Genomic DNA, 19,850 nt, shown 5'->3' with positions numbered 1-19,850 from the left:
GCAATTAAGTTGATGGAAAGGTAAGATAGATATAAAAAAGCCATATCGAAATTTGACATGGCTTTAAGAATACCTGGCAAGGCAGGGATGAAAACATTAACAGAATTGCGATAAATGTAACCGGAACAGCGGAAGTTCATGCCGCATGAATACACTCATTCACTCAAAATTAATTAGCCCATCAGTACATTAAATCATTAGCCCATTAATGCCTGTTCCGCCGCCTCTTTGTCTTTTGCCAGTTGCGCTTTCAGCGCCTCCAGGCCGTTAAATTTCTGTTCCAGCCGCAGCTGTTTTACAAATTCAACCCTTATGCTTTGGCCATAAATGTCCTGATCGAAGTTGAGAATATGCACTTCCAGTGTCAGTTTTTTGCCATCTATGGTGGGGCGCACGCCGATGTTCATCATCCCCGCATAGCGCGTTTCGCCCACCCACACCCATACGGCATACACGCCATTGGCAGGTACCAGTTTGTGCGGCGCGGGCAAGGCCAGGTTGGCTGTGGGATAGCCAATGGTGCGGCCAAGTTTATTTCCTTCCTCTACGGTGGAGGTCAGGGTATAATGCCGGCCCAGGTAGCGGCTGGCGGTTTCAACGTCGCCGCTTTCCAGGGCTTTTCTGATTTTGGTGGAGCTTACGGCTACGTCGTCCACGTCCTGCCGCGGAATTTCTTCTACCTCAAAGCCATACTGTTGCGCCCGCGCTTTCAGGTTCTCGAAGCTGCCTTCGCGGTTCTTGCCGAAGCGGTGATCATAACCAATAATCAGCACCTTGGTATTGATGGCTTTTACCAGGATATCAGTGATAAAGCTGCGGGAGCTGGTGCGCGAAAATGCTTTGGTGAAAGGTATGATGAGCAGGTAGTCGATGCCGAAGCTGCTGAGCTCCTGTATGCGCTCGTCGATGGTGGAGAGTAGTTTCAGGTCGTTATCCTCCGGAAAAAGTACCAGGCGGGGATGCGGCCAGAATGTAATCACCACGCTTTGCCCGCCTGTTTCCTTTGCCCGCTCTGTTACACGGCGCAATATTTTCTGGTGGCCAATGTGCGCGCCATCGAAAGTACCGCTGGTGACAACGGCATACTTCAGTTTCGGGAAATCAGCTATATCACGGATTACTTCCATTTGCCTCTTCTAGCTGCTGTCGTCTTATCTGCTGCACATCTTCTATCGTCAGGGCATCTGCCAGAGTATACGCACCAATGCGCGTCCGTTCCAGTGAGCCCAGGAAAGCGCCGCAGCCCAACCGTTCACCCAAATCATGGGCCAGGCTGCGGATGTAGGTGCCTTTGCTGCATACTACCCGGAACGTTATTACTTCGCCTTCTATGGCCGTAATATCGAAAGCCTTGATCGTAATGGTGCGTGGTTTGAGCTCGGCGGCTTTGCCTTTACGGGCCAGATCGTAGGCGCGTTTGCCGTCCACCATCACGGCGCTGTAGATGGGCGGTATCTGTTCTATCGTGCCCACAAAACTATCTGCTGCCGCTTTTATGGCTTCAGGTGTGATATGGCTGATGTCGCGCGTTTCGGTTATGGTTGTTTCGCGGTCGTAAGAAGGGGTGGTTTTGCCCAGTATGATGGTACCGGTATATTCCTTTTCCTGCCCCTGAATCTCGTCGATGCGCTTGGTATACTTGCCGGTGCAAAGTATCAGCAGGCCGGTAGCCAGCGGATCTAAAGTGCCGGCATGCCCCACCTTCTTCTCCCGGATAATGTTGCGCACTTTCTTCACCACGTCAAACGAGGTCCAGTCCAGCGGCTTGTTTATCAACAGTATTTCGCCTGCGGCAAAATCATACGCCATAATTATACTTTTAAATCAATACCCATCGCCAGCAGCGCCAGCAACGCCACACCCAGGGCAATCCGGTAATAGCCAAACAGCTTAAAGCCATACCTGGTCAGCACGCTGATAAAGAAGCGGATGGCAATCATCGCGACAATAAAAGCCACAAAATTACCAATCAGCAGCAGCTTCAGATCATCCGGCCTGATTACCTCAAAGCTGTTCTGAATTTTTACCCAGTCAAACTTTACCAGATCCGAAATTTCGAGGCCCAGCAGGTCGGTTACGAGTTTATAGCTGGCTGCAGCCAGCATGGTCGGTACAGCCAGAAAGAAAGAAAACTCTGCCGCGGCTTTGCGGTTGATGCCCTGCGCCATACCACCAATGATGGAAGCCGCCGAGCGCGACACGCCCGGGATCATGGCCACGCATTGCGCCAGGCCAATCAGGAATGCATTTTTGTACGAGATGTGGTCTTCGGTGGCATGGCGGAACCACTTATCCACGTATAGCAGTACTACGCCACCGATTACGAGCATAATGGCCACCACGGCCACACTTTCCAGCATGGCATCTATAAAATCATTGAGGGCAAAGCCGATGACAGCAGCCGGTATAAAGGCCAGCAACAGCTTTTTATAAAAGGTGAAGCCCTGCACAAAACGCCGCCAGTACAGCACCACCACCGACAGGATAGCGCCGAATTGTATGTTCACCTCAAATATCTTTGTGATCGGAAGCTCGTTGATGCCCATCAGGCTGGCCGCAATGATCATGTGTCCGGTAGAGGAAACAGGCAGAAACTCTGTCAGTCCTTCTACAATGGCTAAAATAATAGCCTGCCATACATCCATTTATACCTGCTTTTTGTCTTTCACAAGAATAGCAAAAAGCTCCACCACGAAGCCGGCCAGCACCACCATCGGGCCCAGCGTAATACCTAAAAAGCCGAGGCCATACTGCTCATCATCCAGTGTCATGATGATGAAACCAACAGCCAGTACCACAATGCCGATCAGCATTAATACATAATTTTTTCTGCCAAAGGCAAGCTTACTTTTATTTTCCATATTAGTATAATTCGTCTAATGACATGCGCAGGTATTTCCGCACAGATCTGTAAGAGCTCAGGAAACCTATCACACAGCCAATTACCACCAGGGCCCCCATCAGCAGATAAGTCTGTTCGTCGTTGCGCAGCAGTTGCAGCTCCGTTATTTCGTGGTAGGCGTATTGCATCAGGGCAAACAGCAGGGCAGAGGCAATAAGGCCGCTCACAATACCCTGCCATGTGGCGCGGTTCAGGAAAGGACGCTGTATGAAGTATGAGGTAGCCCCCACCAGCTGCATACTCCGTATCAGGAAGCGTTGCGAGTAGAGCGCCAGTTTAATCGTGTTGTTTATCAGGATGATGACCACCAATACCAGGATAGCGGCAAACCCCAGTAGTATGATGCTGATTTTCTGCAGGTTACTGTTGATGGACTGAATCAGACTTTCCACATACTGCACTTCGTATACGCCATCCGTGTCCTGCAGGTCAAGCTTTATACTTTTGAGCTCGGGCGTGCCGGCGTGGTCGGCATCAATCCGCAGCACATAAGCATCGCGCAGCGGGTTTTCGCCCAGCAGCGTCAGGAAGTCCTCATTTGTTTCATTCAGCAGCAGTTTGGCAGCTTCGTCTTTCGATACAAAACGCACCTGCGCCGTATCAGCTTTGTAAGCCACGTATTCTTTAGCGGCAAAACTTTTCTGCATGCGTGCCAGCTGTACTTCCGACAGGTCGCGGTCCAGGTATACCTGCATTTCTATACTTTCCTTGACGTTCTCCGAAAGTGTATGGGCATGTATGAGCAGCAAGCCGAACACCCCGATAACAAACAGGGCCAGCGTAATACTGAACACGACCATGGCGTGCGGGTAATTTCCGAGTTTCTTTTTCCTGATTGATTTACGTTGGTTTGCCATAACGAATGCTTCCTGCAAAAATAGAGATTATTATTTAACAATGTAGAGCAGCTTTTCCGAATTACGACTTCCAGGTTCCGAATTTGTGCTCCTCTGCCGGCGCTGCCTGCTTAAAGCAGGGCAGCACACGAAACGCGATTTACAGTTCCAACCTTGGATCCGAATCAAGTATAATCTGCTCACGGGGTTCGTTGCGTGGTTTGTTGCGGGTAAAAATCTCCCGGAAACTGTCGAAGCGTTTGGTGTGCAGCACGCTTATACTTTGCCTGGTGGTAGCACCACTGGCGCCCAGTCGTTGCGGAATAGTATTATACTCCAGCCGCAGCCGCAGCTCCCCGCTTTTTGTCAGGTAATATTCTACCGACCAGTCACCCTGGTAGCCGCTGCCCGTGGTGGTGCCATCGGCGGAGGTGCCGTTGCCAATGCCTGCTTCGCTGGTGACACGCAGCCTGCCCTGCAGAAAAGTATAGCTAAGCCTCACCTGCAACGCGGACAAGGCATTCTGGTCGAGCGCCCCCAGGCCGATATCTATTTCCAGGTTGTTGTCGATGGTGTTGAGGAAGTTGCCAAGCTGGCTGGAGAGCAGGCTGCCCAGGCTGCCGCCCACGGCCACAGCTCCCGCGCCTTCTGCGGCAAAGGTACCCTGCGGCGACAGGCGCTGCAGCACCAGCAGGCTGAACACCTGCCTGTTCAGTTCACTCTCGTCGTTTTTAATGGAGCTGATAAGGCTCGACAGCGTGATCTGCACATTTTGCGGCAGCTGGTCGAAGCTGATGCCTAATTCTATCTGCGGACTGAGCAGTTGCCCGTTTAAGTCAATGATGGCTGTTATGGGATAGCGGCCCTGCAGCACGCCCGTTTCATCGTTTGGCAGCAGGCCGCTGAGCGAGGCCATCTGGGTATAAGTTGCGGTAATATCCATCACGCCGGCCAGCGGATCGCCGTTCCAGGTGATGGTGCCACCGGGGCTGATATCGAACTCGCGCGTAACAAGGCCTTCCAGCAGGTTCAGGTTATAGGCGCCGTTCGTGATCTCGAAGGTGCCAAACATGTTAAAATCGCCGCGTGTATCGATGGTCATGCGGATATCGCCGTTGCCGGAACCACGGATCACGTCGCCCGTCGTGCGGTCGATGATAATCTCAAAATACGCGTCATCCGTTACTCCCAGGTTAAAGTTCAGGTTAATGCCCGACAGATCAACTTTGTCCTGCTCCACAGCCACAGCTGTGCCGGTGCTGTCGGTTTCGTTGTGGTTTACAAATTTGATGAAGTCTTTGCGTGCTACTTCCGTCTGGTTGTCGAGCGGCAGCACAATGCGGGTGTTCTCGTTGCTGCGGGCATCTACGTTTATGCTGAGATTTTCTACAGGGCCCAGCACGCTGGCGGTGCCTGTGGCAAAAGCGGTACCGTAAAACAACTCGTTCTGTTCGCTGGTGGTGTTCAGCACCATAAAGTCGCGGTACTGCGCCTGCAGGTCAATTACCATGTTCTGGAAACCATCATGTGCAATGCCGCCCGACACAGTGGCTTTGTTGCCAAAAACATCCTGCAACTGGGCGTTTCGGAAACTGATGCTGTTGGGGCCAAAGTATACCCTGTCTGAAAACTTATAGGTGGTGTTCAGGTAATCAAACGTAAACTGCCCGTTGTTGACCATCACAGACCCCTTGAGGATAGGATAATCGAGGCGCCCCAGCACCCGGATGCGGCCTTCCATGCCGCCATCCAGGTCCGACATAATCGGATTCAGTATCGGCTCCACCAGTTTCAGGTTTGCATTATCCATCACAGCGAGCAGGTCCAGCTGATCTTCCTGCGCCTGCGGATTGTAATTGCCCGTTACCGAAAGCACTTTTTTGTCGTTACGCACAATGCCTATATCCACGGTGGCCAGCTCGCTGGCTTTGCTCCAGTTGGTGCTGCCGTTCACGTTGCCGATGTAAATGGTATCCATCCGGAAGGAATCTGCCTGTATGGAGGCGTCGAGCAGGGCCTGGCTATACACATCCTGCGCCACCAGCTCCCCGTTTAGCCTGCCGGCAATGTTCATGGTGATGAGCGGGTTGAGGTTGCTTAAATCGAAGTTTTCCACCTGCACCAGCAGCTTGCTGTCCGGCGCATCCGATATGGTGCCCTGTGCGCTGATGGTCTGGTTTTGGTTGGATAGCACGAAATTCTCGAATACCAGCTGGCGGCCGTTATCGCTTATGTATAAAGTGTTGCCGGGATTAAAAACCCAGGGATTCTCACGCAGGGTGATGTTGGATTTGTCGAACACGACCTGCACCTGGTTTTCCAGGAAGTTAAGGTCGCCCGTAATGGTGGCACGATTGCTTTGCTCCGGTTGCCTTAAACTCGTGGCAAAATTGATGGTACGTTCGTTCCAGATGCCTTCCACATAAAAGTCCTGCGTTTCACCCGCGCCCGGCAGCACCTGCCTGGCAGAGGTAAACAGGGCAGAAGCGAGCACATCGGGTTTTTGCTGCAGCTTGGAGGTATTGAGTTCCAGCTTGTTGCCATACAGTTTAAAGTCGTTGTACAGGATGGTATCCAGCGTAGCATAGGCTTCCAGGATAATGGTGCTGCTGTGCCGGAAAGAGCCTTCTACTTTCGAAAAATCTGAAATAACCAAATCAGGCATAAACAATTGCAATGCCGGGTTAATGTGCTTCAGGTAAATGTCATAGCTCAGGGCATACTCGTCTGTGTTGGTGTTGGGCTTGCGGCGGTAATAAGCTGCGGTAGCTGCCTCGTCGCTTTCGAAATTAAGCTCATACTCCTGCGCAAGCTGCTGCAGGTCGTTTATAAGTATAGAATAATCGAAGTTGCCGTTTACGCTTAAAGCGAGCAGGTCGGAACTGAGTTGCAGGCTGCGGCTGCCGCCGTCTATCTCCGAATGGATAACCACAGAATCGATGGGCAGCGTTTTACCGTTATACATAACGTAGGCGCTGTCGAACCGGGCGGCGCCTTCAAAGGCATCCAGTTGCAGGCCTTCAAAATTAAGATCAGCCTCGGCGCTGATAACGAGCGGCTGCTTAGAAAGGTGTAGTGCCTGTAAATCAACCCGCTCCAGGTCGGCAACCAGGTTAAAGGCCTTTTTGCCGCTGGCCATACTTACCGATCCATCGGCGGTGAATGTCAGGTTAGGGTCGCTGGAAGATACTTTACCGGTAAAAGTCTGGTTGCGGAGGCTGCCCTTCGCCACAATGTTTTTATAGTTGTAGTCCAGCAACTGTGCCTGGTTGATAGTCGCATCCAGGGTCAGGTTGGCATCCTGCAGCGTAAAACCCGAGCCGGCCACGCGGCCCGCCAGCGATACAGTCCGGATTTGATCGGTATTCAGCAACTTGCCCAGGTTAAAGCCGCTGGTCTTCAGGTAGCCTTTGTAGGACGAGGCGCGGGTATTGTCGTCTATCTTCAGGTTGATGTCTGATTGCACATTGCCGAGCGCGGTAGCAAAGCTGCCGTTGGCCACAAAGTCATCGTAGAAGCCCAGGAAGCGGCCTTCGAGCTGTACTGTGCCCAGCCTTGCCGCTACTTCATAGACATTCTGCGGCAAAAACTGTTTGATGTCACTGGCATTGATGGTAGAGGGCTTCAGGAGCAGGCTGGCAAAAGTTTCCTCCGTGTTGGGCAAGCCATCAGCGTTGATGTTCCCGACAATATGCGTATGCCGGCCATACTTCAGGTCTACATTGCGGGCCGAGAAATCCTTTACTTTGCCCTTAAACTCACCGGAACTTACCAGCAGGTTCTCGTCATACGCTTTTAACTGCGGGGCAAAAGTGGCAATATCCTGCGCGTACAGTTTAGAGTCACGCAGGTTGATGGTCATCGTTACGCTGTCAATAAACGAAGTAAAGTTACTGAACTGGTTATAGTCGAAGCGCACGTAGTGCTGCAGGTTGCTTTTGTTCAGCTTTAAATCCAGCGAATCAAACTCCCAGAAGGTTGGCGCATACGTCATGCGCGTATCCAGGTTATGCAAATGCGTGTTGGAGCGCGTTTCGATGGCGCTCAGGTCCGTAATATTTACTTTGAGGGTATCTTCCAGCACGAACGCATCAAAGCTGCCCGAAATGCTGTCGAGGCGCAGGTGGAAGTAATCCATACCATTAGCAGCGCGGGGTTTGTTGAAGTCGTCGTAAGTGAAATGGCCGTTTTGAAGTATAAGCTCGTCAATGGAAAAATCGAACGGCTGCGACGTTTTGGTGGTGTCTTTAACAATAAGTTTGTTCAGGGCGCTGATAAAGGTACTCAGGTTGAGCGAATCGGAACCTTCATACTTCACAAGGTTGGCGTGGGGCTGCTGCAGTTCGAGCGAGGCTATACTGAGTTTGTTCGGGTGAAGGATGGAAAAGGCGCTGATATCAGCCTCGGCACGGCCCACGTAAAACATTTCCTCGTCGTGGCGGTCCAGCACGCGCACCTTCTCCAGTATCACATTGCTGAAAAACTCAATGTCCACGCTGCCGATGGTTACCTGGTGGTTCAGCGTTTCAGATAAGTATGCCGCCGCCTTTTGGGCTACTTTGGTTTGCACCGATGGCAGCCGGATAGCCACGAAAACGGTGGCAAAGAGCAGCAAAAGGAACAGGAAGAGCCCCAACACTATTTTTAGAAGTGCTTTTCCTATAACTTTGAAGTAATTTATGGACTGTTCCTTTTCCAAAAGATGACTGAACCTACAATTTTAGCAATAGAATCTTCCTGCGACGAAACCGCTGCCGCCGTGATCCGTGGCGGCAAAGTGTTGTCAAACATAGTCGCTACCCAGGCTGTGCACGAGCAGTATGGCGGCGTGGTGCCTGAACTGGCCTCCCGCGCCCATCAGCAGAATATTATCCCAGTCGTTTCGCAGGCCATGCTTGGGGCAAATGTAGCGAAAAATGAGCTAAATGCCGTTGCTTTTACGCGCGGTCCGGGCCTGCTGGGCGCACTGCTGGTGGGCTGCTCTTTTGCCAAATCTTTTGCGCTGGGCCTGGGCATTCCCCTTATCGAAGTAAACCACATGCAGGCGCACATCCTGGCGCATTTTATCGACGATCCGAAGCCGGCTTTCCCGTTCCTGTGCCTGACCGTGAGCGGCGGCCATACCCAGATTGTGCTCGTTAAAGACCACCTCGACATGGAAATCATCGGGCAAACCACCGACGATGCCGTCGGCGAGGCCTTCGATAAAACCGCCAAAATGCTGGGGCTGCCTTATCCCGGCGGCCCCATGCTCGACAAAATGGCTGCACAAGGCAATCCGGAGGCTTTTTCTTTTCCGGTCGGCAACATGCCCGGCTACGATTATTCGTTCAGTGGCATCAAAACCTCCGTGTTATACTTCCTGAAAAATCAAACGAAAGAAAACCCGGATTTTGTGCAGGACAACATAGCCAATATCTGTGCCAGTGTGCAGCATACGCTCATCAAAACATTGCTGAAGAAGCTGGTGCAGGCATCGCAGGATTTAGGGATAAAAGAAATTGCCATTGCCGGGGGCGTTTCGGCAAATACGGGCCTGCGGCAGGCATTGCAGAATGATGGCAGCAAGTATGGCTGGAACGTATACATTCCGGCTTTCCAGTATTGTACCGATAATGCAGCCATGATAGCCATAGCAGCTCATTACCAATACCTTAAAGGCGACTTTGCCACACAGTACGTAAGTCCGGAGCCAAGGCTGAGAATTTGACTAGGATTTTTAGGATCAAGGGATTGTAGGATTTTGTCTGGACTGTGGTTGATCTGATTTTATGGAGGTGTAATTAAGATTTAACTGGATCAGTTATTTGCTATAGAAATTCATGAAGAAGCTCGGAAAAGTTAATAACAAAATTATACATTATCAAAGGCACAACACCTCAGACAATTGGGCAGTAGAAATGCCAACAGAGAATTGGCTTTTGATGGCCATATCAGATGATAAAACCTCAACTATTTTAGACGAAATAGTAAGGAAAAGTATAGATAGGGACGTTTGTTTCGTCTGTACTCTTGGGAAGCAGGCAGAAGAATTTCATGATACTTTTGATGAAATAATAGCCCTCAGAAAAGCAGATATTGAGAAGGCTCACCTTCCAGATTACGATATAATGACTACTTGGCATACTGATTTTGAAGATGGAGTTTGGTTTGCTACCTTTTTGGCTCGAGATGAAGAGCAGGAAATCAAAACAGTGTTCTGTCTTGATGCAGGCAGAGAAAGATCTGAAAAAAGAATTGCAGAGTTAATCAAGAAAATAAATAAGGGATGGGTGCCTAATGATAAGTAAAGGGGAAGTATAAATCACAGATTTTTATCGGGTTAATCTTCTCATCCTGATAATCCTGATTCAGACAAATGATACAGCCAGGCGACACCCGCACCTACAGCAAACACGTAACGGAAGCAGACTTTGCCCGGTTTGAAGATGGGCTGGTACATGCCGTTTGCGCTACGTTTGCGCTGGCGCAGGCTGCCGAATGGGCCGGCCGTCTGTTTGTGCTGGACATCAAAGGAGAAGATGAAGAAGGTATAGGTACTTTTCTGACAATCAACCATAAAGCGCCTGCCTTTGCAGGAGAGACGGTGAAGATTGTGGCAACCCTTATCAGGCACGAAGGCAATGAAGTTGTCTGTAGCTTTACGGCCAGCGTGGGCACGCGCCTGGTAGCAGACGGAGAAACGGGCCAGAAAATTTTGAAAAAAGAAAAATTAGCCAAAGTTTTGGCTTCTAAGCAAGTATAAATGGCGAAAGAGAAAGACAGGATTCAGAAGTTTGTAAACATTGTAAACCGCAAGGCTTCCTTCGAGTACCAGTTCCTGGATAAGTATACGGCAGGCATTATGCTGAAAGGCACTGAAATCAAATCGATACGCGAGGGCAAGGTGAACATGCAGGATGGTTACTGTGTGTTCCAGAACGGAGAGCTGTGGCTGCATAATTTACATATTGCCACTTACACCGAAGGCACGCACTACAACCACGAGCCGATGCGCACCCGCAAACTGCTGCTGAACAAAAAGGAACTGCGGCGGCTGGAGGGAAAAGCGGAGGAGCAGGGCGTCACCATCATTCCCACGCGTGTGTTTATCAACGACAGGGGATTTGCTAAAGTAGAGATTGCACTGGCACGCGGTAAGAAGCTGTACGACAAGCGCCAGGACATCAAAGAAAAGGACGTACAGCGCGAAATGGACAGGAGCGGATATTAGCGCTGATGCGCAATTCCGAATTAAGAATTCCGAATTACGAATGTATTCGGAAAGAGTATTTTAGGAAGTATAAAGTATAAGTATAAACTGAGGGCATATGTATAGCGGTTTTAGTATAGCAGAAATAATCATTAGCCCTCCATTCGTAATTCTTAATTCAAAATTCAAAAAGTGGACTACGGAATTTGCATGTTGAGCCTGGTGCCTTTGCGCGCCGAAACATCTGACAAAGCGGAACTGGTAACGCAGCTGCTTTTCGGAGAGTGCTATGAGCTGGTGGACAGGCAGGACAACTGGTTGTATGTGCAGCTGGCCACTGATGGCTACCGCGGCTGGATTGATCACAAGCAACACACGCCTGTTCCGGTTGCATACTTTGAAGAATGGCGGGCAGTCACACATCCGCGCGCTACCGATTTGGTGCAGGTGGTGGGCAATGCCGAAACCCGTATTCCGGTCGGCATAGGCAGCTATCTGCCTTTCTTCGATGGAACAGCTATCCGCGTAAATGATCAGCGCCTCCACTATCATGGCCATGCCTCTGATCCAGCAGCCAAGGCAAATGCCACACAACTGGCAGAAGTGGCGAAAAGCTTTCTGAAAGCGCCCTACCTGTGGGGCGGCAAATCCGTTTTCGGCATCGACTGCTCGGGTTTTGTACAGCAGGTATACGGCATCTGCGGCTACCAGCTACCGCGCGATGCCTGGCAGCAGGTCGAACATGGGCAGGAAGTGCACTTTGTCACCCAAACGCAGCCCGGCGATTTAGCTTTTTTTGCGAACAGCGAGGGCCGCATCACGCATGTGGGGCTGATGCTGGAAGAACAGAAAATTATGCATGCCCACGGCGAAGTGCGCATCGACACCCTGGACCATAATGGCATTTACAACAGCGATTTTAAGCGCTATACCCACCAGTTGCGGATCATCAAACGCATCTTTTAACTTTTGTTGCTTTTTCTTTCGATTTATACTATAATAGTGGATTTAATTCCCGTAGAAGTATAGCGTAAAAGCGAGAGCAGCCATGAAAGATAAAGTTCTAATCCTGAACCAAGACTTCAGCGCCATAGCCGTTTGCACGGTGCAAAAGGCTTTTTTGCTGGTATACCTGGACAAAGCGGAAGCCGTTTCTACTGCTGAGGGAGCCTTCCTGCACTCTGTCAGCTGCACTTTTCCGGTGCCCTCCGTTATCCGGTTGCAGCATTATGTGCGGGTGCCTTACTATGGCATTGCGCTCAGCCGCCACAACGTTATGCGCCGCGACAACTATAGCTGCCAATACTGCGGCGCTGTCCGCAACCTTACCCTTGATCACCTGCTGCCGCGCTCCCGGGGAGGCGCTACCAATTGGCAAAACCTGATAACGGCCTGCTCGCGCTGCAATGCCCGCAAAGGCAACCGCACACCCGAGGAAGCCGGCCTGAAACTGCGCTCCAAACCCGGCAGGCCCTCGCTGCTATCGTTCCTGCAGCTGCACCTCACGCCACAGAACAACGACTGGCGCGTGTACCTGGGCATGGACAATTAAGTATGAAATCCAGGCAATGGAGGCGTTTACCTAAAATCATCTCTTGTCTTTTCCGATGCACTGCTAAACACCAGCCTGCGTGAACAACACCGCGAGCAGCTTCCTTATAAATCTCAGCTTCATCTGCTGCCTGCCGGTATCAAATTTAAAGCCCTGCCGGTTATCTGTATGCCAGGCATAAAATAACTATATTTTATTTAAATCCTTTTGATTTTTCCCTTACAGGATTAGCTTTGGAAATATATGTATATGCCAGGAGATTAAACGGCTGTTTTAAGCACAATTAACTGCGACCACAAAACGCTGCTGTTTGCTGCGGGCATCTGTCATTACCTTTAGAGGATAAAAACCATGCGTATGAAGAACGGGGAATTAATGCTGCGTAGCCGCGACTGGTTCGGAAGGTCCGGCAAGGATGGCTTTATTTACCGGGCCTGGATGAAGAAGCAGGGGATACCGGCCTATGAACTGGAAGGCAAACCCATCATCGGCATCTGCAATACCTGGTCGGAGCTGACGCCCTGCAATTCGCATTTCCGTGAATTGGCTGAGTCGGTGAAGCGGGGCGTGCTCGAAGCAGGCGGCTATCCGGTGGAATTTCCAGTGATGTCGCTGGGTGAGACGCTGATGAAGCCCACAGCCATGCTTTACCGCAACCTGGTAAGTATGGATGTGGAAGAATCTATCCGGGCCAACCCCCTGGATGGTGTGGTGCTGTTGTGCGGCTGCGATAAAACGACGCCTGCGCTGGTGATGGGCGCGTGCAGTGTAAACATACCTGCTATTGTGGTTTCCGGCGGGCCCATGCTCACAGGCAGGCACAAGGGCCGCAGCATCGGCACCAGCGATATCTGGCGCTTCAGCGAGGATTTGCGTGCCGGCAGGATGACGGATGAGGAACTGACACTGGCAGAAGCCGGCATGTGCCGGAGCGACGGCCATTGCGCGGTGATGGGTACTGCCTCCACGATGGCCTGTATGGTGGAAGCCTTGGGCCTCTCTCTACCTGATAATGCTGCCATCCCTGCACCCGACAGCGCCCGCAAAGTGCTGTCTCACCTGTCCGGGATAGAGATTGTGAAAATGGTGCGGGCAGACCGCAAGCCATCTGACATCCTGACAAGGGAGGCTTTTGAGAATGCGATAAGGGTAAACGCAGCCATAGGCGGCTCCACCAACTTTGTGATTCACTTACTCGCCATCGCCGGAAGAATTGGCGTGCCCCTGGCGCTGGAAGATTTCGACAAGTTCTCCGCAGGCATTCCGCTTATGGCCAACCTGCAGCCATCCGGCGAATTTTTTATGGAGGATCTCTATTATGCAGGAGGCTTGCAGGTGATTATGAGAGAACTCCAGGCGCACCTGCATACTGGCTGTATAACGGCAAACGGGAAAACTATTGCAGAAAACTTCAGCAATGCCTGCTGCTACAACGAGGCGGTGATAGCAAGAGCAGATAATCCGTTCAACGAGGTTTCGGGTATTGTGGTGCTGCAGGGCAATCTTTGCGAGAACGGCGCTGTTATCAAGCCTTCCGCGGCCAGCCCTCACCTGATGCAGCACAGGGGCAGGGCCGTTGTTTTTGAAAACATTGACGATTACAAGCACCGCATCGACGATCCAGGCCTGGAGGTAGATGAAAGCAGCGTGCTGGTGCTGAAGAACGTGGGTCCGAAAGGATATCCGGGCATGCCCGAGGTGGGCAACATGGGGCTTCCGGGCAGGCTGCTCGACAAAGGCATAACGGATATGGTACGTATCTCCGATGGCAGGATGAGCGGCACCGGGTTCGGAACCGTGGTGCTGCACGCATCGCCGGAAGCTGCCGCCGGAGGCAACTTCGCGGTGGTTCGTACCGGAGACATTATTGTGCTGGACGTGCCGAACCGCCTGCTCGCTGTTGAGGTACCGGCGGAGGAACTGGAGGAGCGGAAGCGCAACTGGAAGCCGCAGCCGGAGCATACAGCACGGGGCTATGTAAGCTTGTTTACGAAGCATGTGGAGCAGGCAAACCTGGGCGCTGACTTTGATTTCCTGAAAGGCATGTCAGGTAGTGAGGTAACCAGGGATTCCCATTAACATCCTCCTCAATCAGAGGATATAAGTATCGGGATGAAAGACACAAGACCTAGTATAAATAACTCAAGTTGCGATTTACAGAAATGGGTTAATATCTGATGCAGAAATTCCCCTCCCCGGAGGGGCTAGGGGTGGGTTAAATTTCAACATCGCTGGTAAATCGCAACTTGAGTTAAATTATAAATTTAAATATGCTCTTATTAAGTATAGATTCCTGATTATCAAATGAATAATATATAAATAAGTCTTAAGTCTAACGTCTTGATACTTGTGTCTATTTACATCTATTAAGTATAAAAGACTTTTATCTCTGAATAAACCTTTAAAATCATACTATGCTGACAGCGTCATTAAAACAACAGGTAGCCATTGTAACCGGAGCAGGGCAGGGCATCGGCTTCAGAATATGCCAGGAGCTGGCAAAGCATGGTACGGCGGTATTGCTAAACGATATTGATGAAGCACTGACAGCAAAAGCCGCTGCAAGTATAAACGAGCAGTATGGAAGTTGTATCGGCTTGGCCGGAGACGCTGCAGATCCCCATTTTATCCAGCAAATGGTAGATATGGCCGTTTCGGAATTTGGGAAGTTAACGGTTGCCATTGCAAATGCAGGTATCACCGTGTTCGGAGACTTTCTGACCTACACACCTGAAAACCTACAGAAAGTAACGCAGACCAACCTCGGCGGAAGCTTTTTCCTGGCGCAGGCAGCAGCAAAGCAAATAATTAAGCAGCAGTCCGGCGGAAGCATCCTGTTTATGTCTTCCGTAACGGGGCACCAGGCGCACAAAAACCTGGCGGCTTATGGCATGACCAAAGCTGCACTCGAGATGCTCGCCCGGAACCTTGTCATTGAATTATCGGCCTATGGGATCAGTGTAAATGCGCTGGCGCCCGGCGCAACGCTTACCGAGCGAACGGCGGAGGACAGGGATTACGAGAAAACATGGTCTGCTATCACGCCCATGGGCCGGCCGGCTTACCCGTCCGACATCGCGCATGCGGCCCTATTCCTGGTTTCAGAAAACGCCAGGCACATTACGGGGCAGTGCCTCGTCATCGACGGCGGGTGGACCTCCATCAGTCCATCGCCCTACGATTGAAAAGTATAGAGTACACGGGTTTACAAATATCCTATAGAAGCCCTGGTAAATGACCGCTTTTGGTGCCGCTTACCTGACTTCAGGCGGTGCGGGCTGCCAAATCCTGGGCCGGCAACAACGCGTAAATTTTCCATGTAAATCATTTAAATAGACCTTTATGTCAGCATTTACGGCCGAGCTGATCGGCACCATGTTCTTAATCCTGCTGGGCAATGGCGTGGTGGCCAACGTGGTGCTCAAAAGTACCAAGGGCAACAGCAGCGGCTGGATGGTGATTACCACCGGCTGGGCGCTTTCGGTTTTTGCCGGCGTCGTTATCGCGGCGCCTTACAGCGGCGCGCATCTGAACCCGGCTGTTACGCTGGGGCTGGCGCTGGTGGGCAAATTTGCCTGGGACCAGGTGGGCTGGTACATACTGGCGCAATTACTAGGGGCCATGCTCGGCGCACTGCTGGTATGGTTGGTATACAAACCGCATTTCGAGACAACGGAAGATCCGCTCTCGCAGCTGGCCGTGTTCAGTACCGGCCCTGCTATCCGGCACAGGCTTTCTAATTTGTTTAGCGAGGCGGTAGGTACTTTTGTGCTGATTTTCGTGGTCTTTTACTTCACCAATCCCGAGCTGGGAGAGGAGAAAACTCCCATCGGCATGGGCGCTTTGGGAGCCATCCCCGTCAGCTTCCTGGTGTGGGCCATCGGCTTGTCGCTGGGCGGCACGACGGGTTATGCCATCAACCCAGCCCGTGACCTGGGCCCCAGGCTGGTGCATACGCTGCTGCCCATCAAAAACAAATGCCACAGCGACTGGCCCTACGCCTGGATTCCGATACTCGGCCCTTTTTTAGGCGCTGCCGCAGCGGCCCTGTTATATTTACTTTTAAAAGCCTGAAAGATGAAAAAGAACCATTCCTATGTATTCCTCCTGTTTACCGGCCTGACTTTGACGTGCCTGGCGGGTTGTAAGACAAAAGCGCCATCAACGGTTGTGGCAGAGGAATTCCCTACCTTTTATATAGAGGGCCACCGCGGCACAAGGGGGCTGATGCCGGAGAACACCATCCCGGCCATGAAAAAGGCAGTGGACGTGGGTGCAAATGTTCTGGAACTGGACGTGCAGATCAGCAAGGACGGGCAGGTGATGGTCGCGCACGATCCCACGCTAAACACGGCCATCACGCTTTTGCCCAACGGAGACGAAATTCCGAAGGAAGATGCGAACAAGTATATTCTGCACCAGATGGACTATGCCGACATCCGCCGGTTCGATGTGGGCTCAAAGTATAACCCGGATTTCCCGCAGCAGCAAAAGCAGAAGGCCTATATTCCCTTGTTAGGGGAACTGATTGACTCTGTGGAGCAATACACCGCTGCCCAAGGGTTGCCGCCCGTTATCTATAACATCGAAATAAAAGCCGACCCTGCAAAAGATGGTATTTACCAGCCGGCGCCTGCGGAGCTTGTAAAACGGGTGATGGATGTGGTCAGCGAAAAGAAGATAGGGAACAGGTTCTATCTCCAGTCTTTCGACATCCGGCAGGTACAGGAAGTGCACCGGCAATATCCGCAGGTCGTCACCGGCTTCCTGACGTCGGACAAAAACGCCTCGCTGGAGGATAACCTCCGCCGCATTGGTTTCCGGCCCGATATTTACAGCCCGCATTACGGGTTAGTCACCGACAGCCTCGTAGCGGAAAGCCACCGCCAAGGCATGAAACTCATTCCCTGGACCGTCAATTCTCCGGAAGAGATAGAAAAGCTGCAGCAAATGGGTGTGGACGGCATAATAACAGATTATCCGAATCTTTTGGGTGGGAAGGAATAGGAGAGTGGTTGAGTAGAGATTGCGAGATAATAATGGGAAATACTGGAATGTAAATTCTTAATTCTCTGCTAATGCCAGCAGGTATTGATCTTCCTGAAAAACAAAGCGCGGCACCAGGTTACCTGGTGCCGCGCTGGCAGAGTTCATACTTTGCAGGCCGCAGCCATACTTGTATTAGAAAATAAACTTGGTGCTCAGGAAATTGGAATTTCCTTCGTTCACAATCTCATTGATGAGGTGCTTGTTGTTCTCGTTAAGCTTGGTCGCTACCAGCGAACGGATAGAGAACGAACGCAGCGCATCCACCACCGACAGGGTGCCCTCAGCACTGTCCTTGCGGCCGGTGAAAGGGAAGGTATCAGGCCCGCGCTGGCACTGGCAGTTGATGTTTACGCGGCTCACCTGGTTCACCAGCGGATCTATCAGAGAGGCCGTTTCAGCCGCATTGTTGCTGAAGATACTTACCTGCTGCCCGTGGGTAGATTCGATCAGGTATTCAATGGGCTCTTCCAAATCATCAAAAGGCACCACCGGAATTACGGGGCCGAACTGCTCTTCCCGGTATACTTTCATGTCTTTGCTGACAGGATAAAGTATGGCAGGGTACACAAACGACTCGAAAGCAGTACCACCGCCCTCGTTGATAACGCTTGCTCCGTGTGCGGTGGCATCATCAATCAAATCTTTGAGGTAGGCGGGTTTGTTTGGCTCCGGCAGCGGCGTTAAAGCCACGCCTTTCTCCCAGGGCATACCGATTTTTAGCTTGCCTACAGCCTCACTCAGCTGTTGCAGGAACTGATCTACCTTGGAGCGGTGTACAAAAATTATTTTAAGGGCAGTGCAGCGCTGGCCGTTAAAGGACAAGGCGCCGAGCACCGTTTCAGACACTGCCAGGTTCACGTCGGCATGTTCTGTAACAATGGCCGCATTTTTGGCATCAAGGCCCAGGATGGCACGCAGGCGGTTTACCTTTGGGTGCAGTTTCTTGAGTTCATCAGCCACTTTGCTGGAACCAATCAGGGTGAGGACGTTGATTTTGCCGGACTGCATCAAAGCCGGTACAATGGCATGGCCGCGTCCGTAAATGGTGTTTACCACTCCCTTGGGGAAACAGGTTCTGAAAGCCTCCAGCAACGGGTAGTGCAGTAAAGTGCCGTGCTTTGGCGGCTTAAACAGCAATGTATTGCCCATGATGAGCGCCGGAATCAGGGTGGTGAACGTTTCGTTCAGCGGGTAGTTGAAAGGGCCCATGCAAAGCACCACACCCAGCGGTGAGCGGCGTATCTGTGCCACAATGCCCTGCTCAATTTCGAAGCGGGACGACTGGCGATCCAAGTCTTTTAAGGCATCTATCGTCGCGTATATATACTCAACGGTACGGTCGAATTCTTTGATGGAATCAGCATAAGATTTGCCTATTTCCCACATGATGAGTTTCACGACGATGTCCTTCTTCTCTATCATTTTCTGGGTAAACTGCTCTACGCAGCGGATCCTATCCTGAACGCTCATGGTAGGCCACTGTCCGCGGCCATTGTCGTAGGCTGCTACGGCAGCGTCGAGCGCTTCCATGGCTTCCTTTTCGGTACATACGGGATAAGAACCAATTTTCTTTCGCTCGTAACCATCGGCTGTTTTAACAGCTACCGGCGAGTAAACGGAATGCGCCGCGCCATCCCACTGTTTCATTTCTCCATTGGAGAGATATTCGCGCTGGTTAATTTCCTGGTCCAGCTTATACTCGGCCGGGATCTGGCCTTCCTCCACGAAAATGGCCTTTACCTGATCTGCTACTTCATTAATGGTAAAATCTTCTACATTCATTCTTTTTAGATTTTATTTTAAAGGGTGCTATAATTCATTTATTGATAAGCAATTTAAAAACATGCGCCTGGTTGCTGCTCCCGCATCAACAGGTAAGGAGCTGAAGCAGATGCCGTTAATTACGCAGGAAAGCCCCTGTTGCTAAACCACATAAAGTGCAGCCACGCCGCTGAATGGAGCGAAATTAGCAGGTTTTTATCAGCGCATGCAGGCAGCCCAAAGAGGGCATAAACCAGTACGGAGATAAGGGATCTGCTTAAGCTTTCAGGCTTCCACAACATGAATGTAATTAATAAATGATATAAAAAAAACTTTTAAGAATAAATTTCAAATTAAAAGCCATTAAATCTTGCCAAACTATCAAGTTTGAATAGCTTATAATAGCAAATTTTAAATTTATAAAGAAAGCATGCTTTGGTCTATCAAGGCAGGTTGTCGTAAGCGCCGGACCAGCTTTGTACTGAAGCTTTACATGCCGGTTGCAGGAGTAATTCCTGACTGCTATACATGGTAATTCCGGCCGCTGAAGCGAAAACG

The 19,850-nt window shown here is 51.0% G+C and carries 17 protein-coding genes; 10 read left to right on the top strand and 7 right to left on the bottom strand.

What is annotated here, in order from left to right; all coding sequences use genetic code 11:
- Positions 1–197: 197 nt before the first annotated feature.
- The 6 genes from I2I11_RS16745 to I2I11_RS16720 form a co-directional block, all read right to left on the bottom strand.
- Positions 198–1,127, bottom strand: a complete 930-nt coding sequence (locus tag I2I11_RS16745; protein WP_196268889.1) for a bifunctional riboflavin kinase/FAD synthetase — start codon at positions 1,125–1,127, stop codon at positions 198–200.
- Positions 1,111–1,809 carry a tRNA pseudouridine(55) synthase TruB gene (truB, locus tag I2I11_RS16740; RefSeq protein WP_196268888.1) on the bottom strand — a complete coding sequence of 233 codons (699 nt, stop codon included), beginning with the start codon at positions 1,807–1,809 and terminating at the stop codon, positions 1,111–1,113. The genes I2I11_RS16745 and truB overlap by 17 nt, the downstream gene beginning before the upstream one ends.
- Positions 1,810–1,811: 2 nt before the next feature.
- Positions 1,812–2,645: an undecaprenyl-diphosphate phosphatase gene (locus I2I11_RS16735; protein ID WP_196268887.1), complete on the bottom strand. Its 834-nt coding sequence runs from the start codon at positions 2,643–2,645 to the stop codon at positions 1,812–1,814.
- Positions 2,646–2,861, bottom strand: a complete 216-nt coding sequence (locus tag I2I11_RS16730; protein WP_196268886.1) for a DUF3098 domain-containing protein — start codon at positions 2,859–2,861, stop codon at positions 2,646–2,648.
- 1 nt (position 2,862) lies between these two features.
- A complete protein-coding gene (locus tag I2I11_RS16725; protein WP_196268885.1) occupies positions 2,863–3,759 on the bottom strand; it encodes a cell division protein FtsX in 897 nt (298 codons plus the stop codon).
- A 139-nt stretch (positions 3,760–3,898) separates the two neighbouring features.
- The gene (locus tag I2I11_RS16720) at positions 3,899–8,377 is read right to left on the bottom strand and encodes a translocation/assembly module TamB domain-containing protein (protein ID WP_196268884.1); all 4,479 of its coding nucleotides are present in this window, start codon (positions 8,375–8,377) and stop codon (positions 3,899–3,901) included.
- 63 nt (positions 8,378–8,440) lie between these two features.
- Here I2I11_RS16720 and tsaD point away from each other — a divergent pair, with 63 nt between their 5' ends.
- The 10 genes from tsaD to I2I11_RS16670 all read left to right on the top strand — a co-directional run bounded on the left by tsaD (position 8,441) and on the right by I2I11_RS16670 (position 17,489).
- Positions 8,441–9,448: a tRNA (adenosine(37)-N6)-threonylcarbamoyltransferase complex transferase subunit TsaD gene (gene tsaD / locus I2I11_RS16715; protein WP_196268883.1), complete on the top strand. Its 1,008-nt coding sequence runs from the start codon at positions 8,441–8,443 to the stop codon at positions 9,446–9,448.
- A gap of 112 nt (positions 9,449–9,560) precedes the next feature.
- Positions 9,561–10,028, top strand: a complete 468-nt coding sequence (locus tag I2I11_RS16710; RefSeq protein WP_196268882.1) for a DUF7684 family protein — start codon at positions 9,561–9,563, stop codon at positions 10,026–10,028.
- 68 nt (positions 10,029–10,096) lie between these two features.
- A complete protein-coding gene (locus I2I11_RS16705) occupies positions 10,097–10,483 on the top strand; it encodes a thioesterase family protein (RefSeq protein WP_196268881.1) in 387 nt (128 codons plus the stop codon).
- Positions 10,484–10,951: an SsrA-binding protein SmpB gene (gene smpB / locus I2I11_RS16700; protein ID WP_196268880.1), complete on the top strand. Its 468-nt coding sequence runs from the start codon at positions 10,484–10,486 to the stop codon at positions 10,949–10,951.
- A gap of 171 nt (positions 10,952–11,122) precedes the next feature.
- A complete protein-coding gene (locus tag I2I11_RS16695; RefSeq protein WP_370582997.1) occupies positions 11,123–11,896 on the top strand; it encodes a C40 family peptidase in 774 nt (257 codons plus the stop codon).
- Positions 11,897–11,978: 82 nt separating this feature from the next.
- Positions 11,979–12,482 (top strand): HNH endonuclease, encoded by a 504-nt coding sequence (locus I2I11_RS16690; protein WP_196268879.1) that lies wholly within the window; start codon positions 11,979–11,981, stop codon positions 12,480–12,482.
- A gap of 351 nt (positions 12,483–12,833) precedes the next feature.
- Positions 12,834–14,561 (top strand): IlvD/Edd family dehydratase, encoded by a 1,728-nt coding sequence (locus I2I11_RS16685; RefSeq protein ID WP_370582996.1) that lies wholly within the window; start codon positions 12,834–12,836, stop codon positions 14,559–14,561.
- Between the two features lie 335 nt (positions 14,562–14,896).
- Complete coding sequence (locus tag I2I11_RS16680) at positions 14,897–15,667, top strand: SDR family NAD(P)-dependent oxidoreductase (RefSeq protein WP_196268878.1); 771 nt, start codon at positions 14,897–14,899, stop codon at positions 15,665–15,667.
- A 157-nt stretch (positions 15,668–15,824) separates the two neighbouring features.
- Entirely contained in the window at positions 15,825–16,556 is a 732-nt protein-coding gene (locus tag I2I11_RS16675; RefSeq protein ID WP_196268877.1) for an MIP/aquaporin family protein, read from the top strand.
- 3 nt (positions 16,557–16,559) lie between these two features.
- On the top strand, positions 16,560–17,489 hold the full coding sequence (locus tag I2I11_RS16670; RefSeq protein WP_196268876.1) for a glycerophosphodiester phosphodiesterase family protein: 930 nt from the start codon (positions 16,560–16,562) through the stop codon (positions 17,487–17,489).
- A gap of 174 nt (positions 17,490–17,663) precedes the next feature.
- On the opposite strand, the gene I2I11_RS16665 is transcribed toward I2I11_RS16670, so the two are convergent.
- Positions 17,664–19,313, bottom strand: coding sequence for an NADP-dependent glyceraldehyde-3-phosphate dehydrogenase (locus I2I11_RS16665; protein ID WP_196268875.1), 1,650 nt, complete (start codon positions 19,311–19,313; stop codon positions 17,664–17,666).
- Between the last annotated feature and the right edge of the window lie 537 nt (positions 19,314–19,850).

Source organism: Pontibacter rufus (assembly GCF_015694705.1).
GTDB classification, from domain to species: Bacteria; Bacteroidota; Bacteroidia; order Cytophagales; family Hymenobacteraceae; genus Pontibacter; species Pontibacter rufus.
Note: the sequence above shows the minus strand (reverse complement) of the source record. Positions and strands in the feature narration are given on the sequence as shown.

Bases quoted from the DNA above. Each gene is read 5' to 3' on its own strand.
- I2I11_RS16745 (WP_196268889.1), bottom strand. From the start codon at position 1,127: ATGGAAGTAATCCGTGATATAGCTGATTTCCCGAAACTGAAGTATGCC.
- truB (WP_196268888.1), bottom strand. From the start codon at position 1,809: ATGGCGTATGATTTTGCCGCAGGCGAAATACTGTTGATAAACAAGCCG.
- I2I11_RS16735 (WP_196268887.1), bottom strand. From the start codon at position 2,645: ATGGATGTATGGCAGGCTATTATTTTAGCCATTGTAGAAGGACTGACA.
- I2I11_RS16730 (WP_196268886.1), bottom strand. From the start codon at position 2,861: ATGGAAAATAAAAGTAAGCTTGCCTTTGGCAGAAAAAATTATGTATTA.
- I2I11_RS16725 (WP_196268885.1), bottom strand. From the start codon at position 3,759: ATGGCAAACCAACGTAAATCAATCAGGAAAAAGAAACTCGGAAATTAC.
- tsaD (WP_196268883.1), top strand. From the start codon at position 8,441: ATGACTGAACCTACAATTTTAGCAATAGAATCTTCCTGCGACGAAACC.
- I2I11_RS16710 (WP_196268882.1), top strand. From the start codon at position 9,561: ATGAAGAAGCTCGGAAAAGTTAATAACAAAATTATACATTATCAAAGG.
- I2I11_RS16705 (WP_196268881.1), top strand. From the start codon at position 10,097: ATGATACAGCCAGGCGACACCCGCACCTACAGCAAACACGTAACGGAA.
- smpB (WP_196268880.1), top strand. From the start codon at position 10,484: ATGGCGAAAGAGAAAGACAGGATTCAGAAGTTTGTAAACATTGTAAAC.
- I2I11_RS16690 (WP_196268879.1), top strand. From the start codon at position 11,979: ATGAAAGATAAAGTTCTAATCCTGAACCAAGACTTCAGCGCCATAGCC.
- I2I11_RS16685 (WP_370582996.1), top strand. From the start codon at position 12,834: ATGCGTATGAAGAACGGGGAATTAATGCTGCGTAGCCGCGACTGGTTC.
- I2I11_RS16680 (WP_196268878.1), top strand. From the start codon at position 14,897: ATGCTGACAGCGTCATTAAAACAACAGGTAGCCATTGTAACCGGAGCA.
- I2I11_RS16675 (WP_196268877.1), top strand. From the start codon at position 15,825: ATGTCAGCATTTACGGCCGAGCTGATCGGCACCATGTTCTTAATCCTG.
- I2I11_RS16670 (WP_196268876.1), top strand. From the start codon at position 16,560: ATGAAAAAGAACCATTCCTATGTATTCCTCCTGTTTACCGGCCTGACT.
- I2I11_RS16665 (WP_196268875.1), bottom strand. From the start codon at position 19,313: ATGAATGTAGAAGATTTTACCATTAATGAAGTAGCAGATCAGGTAAAG.